At 69.4% G+C, this 12,419-nt stretch carries 9 protein-coding genes; 6 read left to right on the forward strand and 3 right to left on the reverse strand.

Features of this window, described 5'->3' with window-relative positions; genetic code table 11:
• Together glgP and EPO52_RS12875 are read left to right on the forward strand one after the other, a co-directional pair.
• The gene (glgP, locus tag EPO52_RS12870) at nt 1-2,586 is read left to right on the forward strand and encodes an alpha-glucan family phosphorylase (RefSeq protein ID WP_290807089.1); all 2,586 of its coding nucleotides are present in this window, start codon (nt 1-3) and stop codon (nt 2,584-2,586) included.
• 37 nt (nt 2,587-2,623) lie between these two features.
• Nucleotides 2,624-4,045: a DHA2 family efflux MFS transporter permease subunit gene (locus EPO52_RS12875; RefSeq protein ID WP_290807091.1), complete on the forward strand. Its 1,422-nt coding sequence runs from the start codon at nt 2,624-2,626 to the stop codon at nt 4,043-4,045.
• Here the strand turns inward: EPO52_RS12875 and EPO52_RS12880 are convergent.
• Entirely contained in the window at nt 3,978-4,616 is a 639-nt protein-coding gene (locus EPO52_RS12880; RefSeq protein WP_290807093.1) for a TetR/AcrR family transcriptional regulator, read from the reverse strand. The genes EPO52_RS12875 and EPO52_RS12880 overlap by 68 nt on opposite strands.
• 72 nt (nt 4,617-4,688) lie before the next feature.
• Here EPO52_RS12880 and EPO52_RS12885 point away from each other — a divergent pair, with 72 nt between their 5' ends.
• Nucleotides 4,689-6,152: an MFS transporter gene (locus EPO52_RS12885; protein ID WP_290807095.1), complete on the forward strand. Its 1,464-nt coding sequence runs from the start codon at nt 4,689-4,691 to the stop codon at nt 6,150-6,152.
• A gap of 282 nt (nt 6,153-6,434) precedes the next feature.
• Here the strand turns inward: EPO52_RS12885 and glgX are convergent, their stop codons facing one another.
• Nucleotides 6,435-8,495: a glycogen debranching protein GlgX gene (glgX, locus tag EPO52_RS12890; protein ID WP_290807097.1), complete on the reverse strand. Its 2,061-nt coding sequence runs from the start codon at nt 8,493-8,495 to the stop codon at nt 6,435-6,437.
• 126 nt (nt 8,496-8,621) lie between these two features.
• On the opposite strand from glgX, the gene EPO52_RS12895 reads away from it, so the two are divergent.
• The 3 genes from EPO52_RS12895 to EPO52_RS12905 all read left to right on the forward strand — a co-directional run bounded on the left by EPO52_RS12895 (nt 8,622) and on the right by EPO52_RS12905 (nt 11,416).
• Entirely contained in the window at nt 8,622-9,869 is a 1,248-nt protein-coding gene (locus EPO52_RS12895) for a cysteine desulfurase family protein (RefSeq protein ID WP_290807099.1), read from the forward strand.
• Between the two features lie 136 nt (nt 9,870-10,005).
• Nucleotides 10,006-10,926 carry a DUF559 domain-containing protein gene (locus EPO52_RS12900; protein WP_290807101.1) on the forward strand — a complete coding sequence of 307 codons (921 nt, stop codon included), beginning with the start codon at nt 10,006-10,008 and terminating at the stop codon, nt 10,924-10,926.
• A gap of 178 nt (nt 10,927-11,104) precedes the next feature.
• Nucleotides 11,105-11,416, forward strand: coding sequence for a hypothetical protein (locus EPO52_RS12905; protein ID WP_290807103.1), 312 nt, complete (start codon nt 11,105-11,107; stop codon nt 11,414-11,416).
• 6 nt (nt 11,417-11,422) lie between these two features.
• On the opposite strand, the gene EPO52_RS12910 is transcribed toward EPO52_RS12905, so the two are convergent.
• Nucleotides 11,423-12,400 carry an endonuclease/exonuclease/phosphatase family protein gene (locus tag EPO52_RS12910; protein WP_290807105.1) on the reverse strand — a complete coding sequence of 326 codons (978 nt, stop codon included), beginning with the start codon at nt 12,398-12,400 and terminating at the stop codon, nt 11,423-11,425.
• Between the last annotated feature and the right edge of the window lie 19 nt (nt 12,401-12,419).

The following is a 12,419-nucleotide window of genomic DNA, read 5'->3' on the forward strand; positions in this document are numbered from 1 at the left end:
GTGAAGGCGATTCGCAGGTTCATCGTCCGTTCCGTTCTGCCCGAGTCGTTGTCGGCGCTCGGGGAACTCGCCGCGAACCTGCGCTGGGCGTGGCACCAGCCCACGCGGCAGATCTTCGCGCACATCTCGCCCGACGACTGGCGAGCGACGCTCGGCGACCCGGTCGCTCTCCTGGGTGCCGTGAGCCCCGAGCGGCTCGAGCAGCTCGCCGGCGACGCCGGGTTCGTGGCCTGGGCGAACAGCCTGCGCGACGACCTGGCCGCCTACCTCCGCGAACCGCGCTGGTACCAGGGTCTCGAGAGCCCGCGCCCCCGCTCCATCGGCTACTTCTCGCCCGAGTTCGGCATCGCCGCGGCGCTGCCGCAGTACTCGGGCGGTCTCGGCATCCTCGCGGGCGATCACCTCAAGGCGGCCTCCGACCTCGGTGTTCCGATCATCGGCGTGGGCCTCTTCTACCGCTCGGGCTACTTCTCGCAGTCGATCTCGCGCGACGGCTGGCAGGAGGAGAGCTACCCCGTGCTCGACCCCGACGGTCTCCCGCTCTCGGTGCTGCGCCTCGCCGACGGCACCCCCGCGCAGATCGTGCTCGCGCTGCCCGACGGTCGCGCGCTCTACGCCCGCATCTGGCAGGCCCAGGTGGGCCGGGTGCGCCTGCTCCTGCTCGACACCGACATCCCCGACAACGACGACGACCTGCGCAGCGTCACCGACCGGCTCTACGGCGGAGGCGGCGAGCACCGCCTGCTGCAGGAGCTGCTGCTCGGCATCGGCGGCGTGCGCGCCCTCGAGGTGGTGGCCGAACTGACGGATTCGCCGATGCCCGAGGTCTACCACACCAATGAGGGCCACGCCGGGTTTCTCGGCCTCGAGCGCATCTCGCAGCTCATCGGTGGCGGGCTCTCGTTCGATGAGGCGCTGCAGGTGGTGCGCGCGGGAACCGTGTTCACCACGCACACGCCCGTTCCGGCGGGCATCGACCGCTTCGACCGGTCGCTCGTGGAGCGGTATTTCTCCACCGACATGCTGCCGGGGCTGGATGTCGCGAACGTGCTCGCCCTGGGTGCCGAGGACTACGACGGCGGCGCCGCCGACATGTTCAACATGGCCGTGATGGGCCTCCGGCTCGGTCAGCGTGCCAACGGTGTGTCGAAGCTGCACGGCGACGTGAGCCGAGGCATGTTCGCGGGGCTCTGGCCGGGATTCGACCGTGCGGAGGTGCCGATCACCTCGGTGACGAACGGCGTGCACGCTCCCACCTGGACCGATCCGCTGCTGCAGGAGCTCGCGCGCACGAAGCTCGGCACCGGTGACACCACCACGGCCGACTGGGCCTCCGACGCGGTGACGGATGCGGAGCTCTGGGCGGTTCGTGGCGACATGCGCCGCCAGCTCGTGCACGACGCCCGACGCCGGGTGACCGAGGCCTGGCGCGAGCAGAGCCCCGACTCCATCCCGCCGTCGTGGTACCAGAGCCTACTCGACCCCGAGGTGCTCACCATCGGCTTCGCCCGGCGCGTGCCCACCTACAAGCGGCTCACCCTGATGCTGCACGACCCCGCGCGACTGAAGTCGATCCTGCTGAATCCCGAGCGGCCAATCCAGCTCGTGATCGCCGGCAAGTCGCACCCGGCCGATGACGAGGGCAAGCGACTCATCCAGAAACTGGTGCAGTTCGCGGCCGACCCCGAGGTGCGGCGGCGCATCGTCTTCCTGCCGAACTACGACATCGGCATGGCGCAGCTGCTCTACCCGGGAACGGATGTGTGGCTCAACAACCCGTTGCGTCCGCTCGAGGCGTGCGGCACATCCGGTATGAAGGCCGCGCTCAACGGCGGGCTCAATCTCTCGATCCTCGATGGCTGGTGGAACGAGTACTTCGACGGCGAGAACGGCTGGGCGATTCCCACCGCGGACTCGGCCGGAGATGCCGCCGAGCGCGACGCCCTCGAGGCGGAGGCGCTCTACGACCTCATGGAGAACCAGGTGGCGCCGCGGTTCTACGACCGCAACGCCGACGGCATCCCTGAGCACTGGATGCAGTCGATCCGGCACACCCTCGCCACCCTCTCGCCCGAACTCAGCGCCGAGCGGATGGTGCGCGAGTACGTCGAGCGGCTCTACATCCCGGCCGCCGAGGCGGAGCGGGCGATGACCGCCGACGACCACGAGGCGGCGCGCGAGCTGTCGGTGTGGAAGGAACGCGTGCGGTCGGCGTGGCCGGGCGTCTCCGTGGTGCATGTGGAGTCGGGCGGGCTCGACGACACCCCGCAGGTGGGCGACGTGCTGCACGTGCGCGCGCACATCCAGCTCGGTTCGCTGGAGCCGGCGGATGTCGCGGTGGAGGTGGTCTACGGGCACGCCGTGCACGGCGACGAGCTGTCGGACGCAGCCACCGTGGAGCTCACGACCCCCCACACCGCGGCGGCGCCCTCCGACGGATCGGGCTCCTCGGGCCTCGACCGCGTGTACTCGGGCACCGTGCACCTCGCCCGGGCGGGTTCGTTCGGCTACACCGTGCGCGTGGTTCCGAAGCATCCCGACCTCGCCTCCCCGGCCGAACTCGGCCTGCTCGCCGTGGCCCGGTGACGTGAACTCGGTGAGGCCTGCGCCCACGGTGGAGGGGGTGAACGGTGAGGGGACGGCGCGGCTGAAGCGGGTGCCCGTGTGGTTGGCGATCGTGGCGGCATCCCTGCCGATGTTCATGGCCTCGCTCGACAACCTGGTGGTGACGACGGCGCTGCCCGTGATCGGCAAAGACCTCGGTTCGTCGATCGAGCAGCTGCAGTGGTTCGTGAACGCGTACTCGCTCGCGTTCGCGAGCTTCATGCTGCTGGCCGTGGCGCTCGGTGACAGGCTGGGGCGGCGCACGGTGTTCCTCGCGGGCATCGTCGTGTTCACGGCCTCGTCGGCGGTCTGTGCGCTCGCCACGTCGTCGGAGATGCTCATCGCGGCGCGGGCGGTCGAGGGGATCGGGGCTGCGGCCCTCATGCCGCTGTCGCTGTCGCTGCTGGTGGGATCGGTGTCGGAGAGAGTGCGGCCCCTCGCCATCGGCATCTGGGGAGGTATTTCGGGCCTCGGTGTGGCGCTCGGTCCGCTCATCGGCGGGGCCGTGATCGAAGGCTTCCAGTGGACCGCCATCTTCTGGCTGAACGTGCCCATCGGCATCGTCAGCGTGCCGCTCGTTCTCCTGGCGCTGCCGAACTCGTTCGGTGCGCGGCTGCGGGCCGACATCGTGGGCGTGCTGCTGGCCGGCGTCGGCGTGCTCGCGCTGGTCTACGGCATCGTGAACGGCAACGATCGCGGCTGGGGCAGCGTCGAAGTGCTCGGTGCGCTCACGGCGGGCGCGGTGCTGCTCGTGTGCTTCGTCTTCTGGGAGCGGCGCGTGCCGAGCCCGCTGCTGCCGCTCCGGCTCTTCCGCGACCGCAGCTTCACCGTCGCGAACATCGTCGGCTTCACCTTCAGTTTCGGCGTGTTCGGGGCGGTGTTCATCCTCATCCAGTACCTGCAGATCGTCACCGGTGCGACCCCGCTCGAGGCAGGGCTGATGACCACGCCGTGGACGCTCGCCCCCATGATCGTGGCCCCTCTCGCCGGCCTCATCGCACCGCGCGTCGGCACTCGGGTGCTGATCGTGCTCGGCTGCCTGCTTCAGGCGATCGGTGTGGGCTGGCTGGCCTTCACCATGAGCCCCGAGCTGCACTACCTCGAGATGCTGCCGGCGTTCATCTTCGCCGGGGTCGGGATGGGACTCGTGTTCGCGCCCTCCTCGACCGCCGTGCTCGCGCACATGTCGGCCGACGACAACGCGAAGGCCTCCGGCACCAACTCCACCCTGCGCGAGGTCGGCGTGGCCCTCGGCATCGCGGTGCTCACTGCGGTCTTCGTGGGCGCCGGCGGCTCGTTCACTCCCACCGGCTATGTCGACGCGGCAATTCCAGCCATCGCGACGGGCTCCGGTGTGCTCTTCCTCGCCGCGATCATCGGCCTGGCGCTGCCGTCCGGGAAGGCCCCGAAGGCGTCAGCGGTGGATGCGAGCGCCGGATGATGTCGAGCTTCTCGGGGAAGACCGTGCCGAGCAGTTCCTGCACCGCAGGCTCGGTGTCGTAGTCGTCGAAGAGACGAAGACCGAGCACCACGTTCGCGAGCATCCCGCCGGCGAGGAAGTCGGCGGCTTGCTGACCTGACATGCCGGACTCGTCGCGGAGCAGGCGGTAGACGTCCATGAAGCCGCAGCGCGCGGCCGTGCCGATCACCGGGTCGGCGCCGAGGGCGAAGGCGTGCATGAGGCAGAGCAGGATGCCGCGGTCGGCGGTGAGCTCGAAGTACGCGAGCCCCAGGCGACGCTCGATTCCGACCTCCGGATCGCCGGCGATCGCGGCGCGGAACGCGGTGTCGAGCTTGTCGAGCGCCCGGTGCAGAACCTCGAGGAAGAGCTGCTCCTTGGTGCCGAACATCCGCACCACGTAGGGCTGACTCACGCCGGAGGCCCGGGCGACGGCGTCGGTCGTGGTGCCTGCGTATCCGGTGTCACCGAACACCGTCGTGGCGGCGGCCAGCACGAGTTCGCGGCGCTCGTCGGAGGGCATTCTCGTCTTCTTCTCGGTCACACTTGACATGGTATCAGTTGATTACTTATGGTCGTCGTTGTAATCATCCGATTACCTATTCGACTGAGAGAGGAGACGCTCATGGCGCTCACCGATTCGGCACCTCCGGCCACCGATCGTTCCGCCGCAGCCGTGGGGGCGGCGGATGTCGCGCCGCGGCGCCGCATTCCCGTCTGGCTCGCCATCGTGGCGGCCTCCATCCCGATGTTCATGGCCACCCTGGACAACCTCGTGGTCACGAGTGCCCTGCCCGTGCTCGGCCGGGAGCTGAACGCCTCGATCGAGCAGCTGCAGTGGTTCGTGAACGCCTACACGCTGAGCTTCGCCACGTTCATGCTGCTGGCCGTCGCGCTCGGTGACCGGCTGGGGCGGCGCAACGTCTTCCTCGCGGGCATCGCGCTCTTCACGGTGGCGTCGGCGCTCTGCGCCCTCGCCGTGGAGCCGTGGATGCTCATCGCGGCCCGCGCGGTGCAGGGCGTGGGTGCCGCCGCGCTCATGCCGCTGTCGCTGACGTTGCTCGTGGGGTCGGTGTCGGCGAAGTTCAGGCCCCTCGCGATCGGAATCTGGGGAGGCATCTCGGGTCTGGGCGTGGCACTCGGCCCGCTCATCGGCGGCGCCGTGATCCAGGGCTGGAACTGGGACGCGATCTTCTGGCTCAACGTGCCCGTGGGCATCCTGAGCATCCCGCTCGTGCTGATCGCTCTGCCGAACTCGTTCGGGGCCCGGCTGCGCGCCGACGTCGTGGGCGTGGTGCTCGCCGGTGGGGGAGTGCTGGGCATCGTCTACGGCATCGTGCGGGGTAACGACGCAGGCTGGGGCTCGTTCGAGGTGGTCGGTTCTCTCGTGGCGGGCGTGCTGCTCGTCGCGGCGTTCATCCTCTGGGAGCGCCGGGTGCCGAATCCGTTGCTGCCGTTGCGGCTGTTTCACGACCGGAGCTTCACCGTGGCGAACGTCGTGGGGCTCACCTTCAGCTTCGGCATCTTCGGGTCGGTGTTCATCCTCATCCAGTACCTGCAGATCGTGGGAGGGGCGACGCCGCTCGAGGCGGGTGTGATGACCATGCCGTGGACTCTGGCGCCGATGGTGATCGCGCCGCTCGCCGGACTGATCGCGCCGCGCGTGGGCACCCGCACCCTGATCGTGGCCGGTCTGCTGTTGCAGGCCACCGGCGTGGCCTGGCTCGCGCTCGTGATGTCGACCACACTCGACTACCCGCAGCTCGTGCCGGCGTTCATCTTCGCGGGCGTGGGCATGGGCCTCGTGTTCGCGCCGTCATCGACGGCGGTGCTCGCCAACATGAGTCCTGATGACAACGCGAAGGCGTCGGGCACCAACTCGACCCTGCGCGAGATCGGCGTGGCGCTCGGGATCGCGGTTCTCACGGCAGTGTTCGTGGGTGCGGGCGGCTCCTTCACCCCGACGGGCTACGTGGATGCGGCCATCCCGGCCATCTGGGTCGGCGCCGCGGTTCTCCTCGCGGCTGCGCTCGCCGCCCTCGCCCTGCCTGCGGGCCGCGGAGGCGCAGCGTCACCCGCGGCCCACTGAGTTCCCGTCTGCCCGAGTGCCCGATAGAGTTGGTGAATGCTCACTAAGTGCCTCGGATGTCACCGGCGTCGAGTGCCTGGCTGATCCCGATGCCGAGGTGGTCGTGCTGACCAGTCTCGAGGACTTCCTCTTCCAGCAGTGAGCCGCACGAAGCGGAGAGCGGCGGGCCGCTCCTAGCCGAACCAGGGCGGGACAGCCGCCGGACCGCGCCGCGCAGCGACGTGGAACGACGGCTGCCCCGCATGTCGCCCGCGCCGCAGAGGCGGCGGCGGCGCGGAAGATTCACACAGCGCGGTAGAGCTGCAGGGAGGCGGCGGCCACCTCGACGGTCGTGCCTGGGGCGAAGCGGGGTGGGGTCTCATCGTGATGGTGGGCCGGCGGCGCGTCATCCGAGGAGTCCCAGAGCAGTTCGTAGGCCTCGACGTCGTCGTGCACCGGCAGGGTCACCGTGATCGGGCTCTCCACGCCGTGGATCACGGTCAGGATGCGGTTGAACTCCTCACGCTCGGGGGTCGACGCCGCCACGAATTGCAGGGTGCGGTTCTCGGGCGAGTTCCAGTCGGCCATCGACATCGAGTCGCCGCCCGCGTCGTACCAATCCATCTGGCTGGCCGACGGCGTGCGTTCGCCGAACACCCCGAAGCGCACCGGGCGCAGAGCGGGATTCTCGCGCCGCACCCGCAGCAGGTGCTGCGTGGTGCGCCAGAGGTCTTTCTGCCAGGTGCGCCTGTCCCAGCTGATCCAGGTGAGCTCGGAGTCGTGGCAGTAGGCGTTGTTGTTGCCCTTCTGGCTGCGGCCGAACTCGTCTCCCGCCGTGATCATCGGCACTCCGGCCGAGAGCAGCAGGGTTCCCATCAGGTTGCGCATCGCGCGCCGTCGCGACTGCTCGATGGCCCGCGACGTCGTGGGGCCTTCGATGCCGTGGTTGTACGACATGTTGTTGTCTGTGCCGTCGCGGTTGGCCTCGCCGTTGCCCACGTTGTGCTTGACGTTGTAGGCGGTGAGGTCGGCAAGAGTGAAGCCGTCGTGAGCGGTGACGAAGTTGACGCTCGCGAGCGGTCCACGTGCCTGTGAGAACGTGTTCGACGAACCGGCGATCCGGGTCGCCAGCATCCCGACACCGTCTCCGGGGTTGCCGTTCTCGCGGATCGACTTGATGTCGCGCAGCCAGAACTTGCGCATGCGGTCGCGGAAGCGGTCGTTCCACTCCTGCCAGCCGTCGGGGAAGTTGCCGGTCTGCCACCCGCCCATGCCCACATCCCATGGTTCGGCGATCATCTTCACGCCGGCCAGCTCGGGGTCGGAGACGATGCCCGTGATGAGCGGATGCTGGTTGTCGTAGTAGTGGTCGGCATTGCGTCCCAGGGTGGCCGCGAGGTCGAAGCGGAAGCCGTCGATCTGCACGTCGTTCGCCCAGTACTTCAGCGAGTCGAGGATCATGCGCGTCACGGCGGGGGTGGAGGTGTTGATGGAATTGCCGCATCCGGTGACGTCGATGTAGTCACCGCGAGATGTCTGACGGTAGTAGTTCGCGTTGTCGATGCCGCGGAAGCTCGAGGTCGGCCCCATCCGCCCCTCTTCGGCGGTGTGGTTGTAGACCACGTCGAGGATGACCTCGAGGCCGGCCTCGTGCAGCAGCTTCACCATGCCCTTGAACTCGCGCAGGATGGCACCCGGCCCCTCGGCCTGGGCCGTACGCGAGGCGTAGAGGTTGTGCGGTGCGAAGAAGCCGAGGGTGTTGTAGCCCCAGTAGTTCGTGAGCCCCTGCTTCTGCAGCCGCTGCTCGGAGACGAAGGCGTGCACCGGCAGGAGCTGGATGGCGGTGACGCCGAGGCTCTTCAGATAGCCGATGCTCGACTCGTGCGCGAGACCCGCGTAGGTGCCGCGGAGGTGCTCGGGGATGCGGTTGTTGATCTTGGAGAGGCCCTTCACGTGGGCCTCGTAGATGACGGTGTGGTCGAGGGGCGTGCGGGGCTTCTGCACCCCGTTCCAGTTGAACTCCTCATCGACCACGACGCTGCGGAACTGTTCGCGGCCCGCCCGCACGATTCCGCGGGCGTAGGGGTCGAGGAGGGGGATCTCGGGATCGAAGGCGTGCGTCGGGCCGTCGGGCCCCGTGACCTTCAGCGTGTAGCGGCGGCCGGGCGCGAGCGAGCGCGTCCTGCCGACCCACACGTCGTGTGCGTCGCGCACGAGGGGCACCGACTTGTAGACCCAGTTCGGGTCTTTGTGGTCATAGAGGCAGAGTTCGATGCTCGTGGCGTTCTGCGACCAGACGCGGAGTTCGCCGCCGTGGGAGGTCTGCCGAACGCCGAGCCGAGCGAGGGGGTCGGCCGGGGTCATGAGACTTAGAGTAGTTGCAGGCGAGTTCGCGCCTGAAATCGCACGGATGCTGCGCCCCCGCAGTTCTGCGTCGCCTCTGCGTCGACTCGCTCGTGTCTCCCATCGTGTCTTTCGAGGATCGCCCCCATGCCCATCTACTTCGACCATGCGGCCACCACGCCGATGCGCCCCGAGGCGCGTGCGGCCTACGTGGATGCGCTCGGTCTCGTGGGCAACCCGTCGTCGATCCACAGCCAGGGGCAGGAGGCGAAGCGCCTGCTCGAGGAGTCGCGCGAGGTGGTGGCGGCTTCGCTCGGAGCGGAGCCGATCGAGGTGATCTTCACCTCGGGGGGCACCGAGTCGATCAATCTCGGGGTGAAGGGGCTGTACTGGGCCCGGCAGACTTCTTCTCCTCGGCCCGTCATCCTCGCACCCGGCGGAGAGCACCACGCCACGGTCGACGCGATCGAGTGGCTGGTGCGGCACGAGGGTGCACGAGTGGTGTGGCTGCCTGTCGACGAGGTGGGGCGGCTCGCGCCCGCTGTTCTGGCCGCGGCGCTCTCGGAGCACGGCGCATCCGTTGCCCTGGTGACGGTGCTGTGGGGCAACAACGAGGTGGGCACCATTCAGCCCATCGCCTCGCTGGTGGCCGTTGCCCGTTCGCACGGGGTGCCCGTACATGTCGACGCCGTGGCGGCGTACGGATACGTGCCGCTCGATTTCGCGACGGTGGGGGCGGATGCGCTCAGTGTCTCGGCGCACAAGATCGGGGGCCCGGTGGGTATCGGCGCCCTCGTGCTGGCACGGAGGAGTCAGGTGGAGCCGCTCATCCACGGCGGCAACCAGCAGCGCGTGCGGTCGGGCACGCAGGATGTCGCCGGCGCGGTGGCGTTCGCGGCGGCCGCTGACGCGGTGATCCGCGAGCTGGCTCCCGGCCCGGTGGCGAGCGCCGCGGCACCTGAGGGACGCGGTGTGGCCGCGCTGTCCTACCCCGCCCACCTCGCGGCGCTGCGCGACCGGCTGATCGCGGGGGTGCGCGCGGCAGTGCCCGGGGCCGTGCTGCGCGGGGACGCGACATCCGAGGGCCGCCTGCCGGGCAACGCGCACTTCACGTTCCCGGGCGCGCAGGGCGATTCGCTGCTCTTCCTGCTCGACATGGCGGGCTTCTCGGTGTCGACGGGTTCGGCCTGTCAGGCGGGCGTGCCGGAGGTGTCGCACGTGCTGACGGCGATGGGTATCCCCGACGACGAAGCCCTGGGCGCCCTCCGCTTCACTCTGGGGCACGGAACGACGGAGGCCGAGGTCGACGCCTTGGTGGCGGCCCTCCCGGCCGCCTACGCGTCCGCCGCCCGAGCGGGCCTCGCCACCCGCGACGTGACCTCCCCCGCGCGCTGACCAGCGCTCGCGGGGTCGCAGAATGTGTCGCCAGATCCGTGATTACGCGACAAATCCTGCGACCTCACGCACGGGCGCCGTGTGAGGGCTGTGGATAACTCGGAAATGAGGAGGTGGCTGGGGCAGAGTTCTGGGCATGAGTCGCCCTCGAAGCTTGCCGGCCGAGCTCATACGGGCCCCCTTCTCGGTCGCCGCCGCGGCATCGGTCGGGGTCTCTGCCCGGCGGATACGGGGCAGCGACCTCCAGGCCCCCTTCTCAGGCGTGCGTATCCACGGCCGGGCGGTGCTCACGCTCCGCGAGCTGTGTGCGGCCTACCGAGTGCGGAGTCCCGAGGGTCACGTCTTCAGTCACGTCACCGCCGCGCGGCTGTGGCGGATCCCGCTTCCCCGGGCCGTGGAGGAGGGGGACGTGCTCGACGTCGCCGTGGTCACGCCGGCCGCATTGCCACGAGCGCACGGGGTGCGCGGGCACCGGATGAGCGACGAGGGCCTAGAGGTGACAATCAGGTACGGGGTACCGGTGTGCGACGCCCTGACGACGTGGTTTCAGCTTGCGCGCATCCTGGCGCACGACGATCTCGTGGCGGCGGGAGACTTCCTGGTTCGGAGACCCCGGCGACCCGAGGCCGACGACCATCGGCCGTTTGTCGACCTCTCCGAGTTGCGCGAGCGCGCGGCTCACCGGAGGTGCCACGGCTCGCGGGCCGTGCGCGCCGCCGCCATCGATGTGCGGGAGGGGGCGGACTCGCGGCCGGAGAGCATCCTTCGGCTCGTGCTGCAACGCGCAGGGCTGCCGGAACCCGAGCTGAACCCCCAGATCGTGCACCCGCGAGGCCACCCCCTCGGCTGGGCTGACCTGCTCTACCGCGATCGGCGGGTGATCGTGGAGTACGACGGCGATCAGCACCGCACCGACTACGAGCAGTTCGAGAAGGATGCGGTGCGGCTCGAGAACTTCCGCCGCGCGGGGTACACGGTCGTCCAGGTGCGCAAGAAGGGTCTCTGGCAGAACCGCACCCGCACGATCGCACGCGTCAGGGAAGCGCTGAATGGGTGATCGCCTGGGTCGCATGATTTGTCGCCGGATGGGCCTTCAGGCGACAAATCATGCGACTCCACGGTAGGGGGTCCGTCGCAGGGTGGATGTGTAGGTCCGGGCGCGTGCCTAGCGTGGAGGACGTACGCAGTTCAGGATGCGGCGCCCGACGGGCGGCCGACCATCGGAAGGAGCGGAGATGCTGAACGACCATTCGAGCGAGAACCCCCACGAGAAGAAGAGCTGGCTCGTGCGGGGAGAGGAGAACTCCACCTGGTTCTTCGCGGGGGCGACCTTCGCGTTCGCGGGCGCCACGTGGGCATTCACCTCACACGTCTACCTCCTCGGTGGGCTGTTGGTGGCGGCCGCGACGGTATCGATCGCCGTGGGCATCGTCGTGTGGCAGCGCGGTTCCGGTGGTCGATCGACAGAGCCGACCGAGTCGGACGCGGTCGTCGGCCCGCCTCCGACCCGAGACGGCGCGGCGCCCCCACCGCCGCCGAGGATCTGAGTCGGGCTAGAGGTTGAAGGTGGTGAGCACGGCGAGGTGGTCGGAGCCGCCCACCCGCATCGTGGTGTTCGAGGTGACCTCCATGCCGCGCTGCAGCACGTGGTCGGGGCGGGTGACGGGCAGTGACGCGGGCCAGGTGAAGCCGAAGCCGCCATCCGTCTGGTTGGCCTCGCTCAGCGACCCGAAGAGGCCCGCCATGTTGCGGTCGCTCGAGCCGGCGTTGAAATCGCCCAGCATGAGCAGGCGGCTGTTCTCGTCACGCGGCACGTAGTCGGAGAGATTGGCGAGCATCTCGTCGCGGGTGGCGTGGTCGTCGGGGCGGGCGGATGCCGCGTGCACCACATAGATGCTCACGAGCCCCGTCGGGGTGGCCAGGTCGGCGGCGATGCCGCGCTGCCAGCCGAGTCCGAGGTCGAGCGCCTGTGCGTTCTCGATGGGGTAGGCGCTCCACACGCCCACCGTGCCGATGCCGTAGGAGTAGGGGTAGTTCTCGCTCAGCACGGCCTCGACCTCGCTGCGAGCCGCGTCGTCCATCTCCTGCAGCGCGATCACCTGTGCACCGGTTGCGGCGAGGGTTGTGGCCGACTCGGCCGCCGTGCCCGATCCGGCCTCCACGTTCTGGCTCGCGATCGTGAGGGTGTTCGCGGATGCGGCGGGCGCCGACCACGAGAGCGGCACGATCGCCGGCACGAACATGACCGCCCACACCACCGCGGGAACGAGAGCTGCGGCAACCGCGCCCTTGCTGCGGGTGATGAACGCCGCGATCAGGATGACCGGCACCGCGAGGCCCAGCCAGGGCAGCGCCGACTCGACGAGAAGACTCACACCGAAGAGCGGGGGGATGAGCGCGTGCAATGCCAGAGCGGCCGCGAGCACGAGGGCGATGACGCACACGACGACGGCCGGTCCGGAGCGAGCTCGGGGCCGGCGGGTCGGGGTGGCGGGCCGGCGGTGTGGCGGCGCCTCGAGGAGTGCTGACATCCGTCTCATTCTGCACCGG

The organism is Herbiconiux sp., from assembly GCF_004297105.1.
GTDB lineage: Bacteria > Actinomycetota > Actinomycetes > Actinomycetales > Microbacteriaceae > Herbiconiux.

Bases quoted from the DNA above. Each gene is read 5' to 3' on its own strand.
- EPO52_RS12885 (WP_290807095.1), top strand. From the start codon at position 4,689: ATGGCGCTCACCGATTCGGCACCTCCGGCCACCGATCGTTCCGCCGCA.
- glgX (WP_290807097.1), bottom strand. From the start codon at position 8,495: ATGACCCCGGCCGACCCCCTCGCTCGGCTCGGCGTTCGGCAGACCTCC.
- EPO52_RS12910 (WP_290807105.1), bottom strand. From the start codon at position 12,400: ATGTCAGCACTCCTCGAGGCGCCGCCACACCGCCGGCCCGCCACCCCG.
- EPO52_RS12895 (WP_290807099.1), top strand. From the start codon at position 8,622: ATGCCCATCTACTTCGACCATGCGGCCACCACGCCGATGCGCCCCGAG.
- EPO52_RS12905 (WP_290807103.1), top strand. From the start codon at position 11,105: ATGCTGAACGACCATTCGAGCGAGAACCCCCACGAGAAGAAGAGCTGG.
- EPO52_RS12880 (WP_290807093.1), bottom strand. From the start codon at position 4,616: ATGTCAAGTGTGACCGAGAAGAAGACGAGAATGCCCTCCGACGAGCGC.
- EPO52_RS12900 (WP_290807101.1), top strand. From the start codon at position 10,006: ATGAGTCGCCCTCGAAGCTTGCCGGCCGAGCTCATACGGGCCCCCTTC.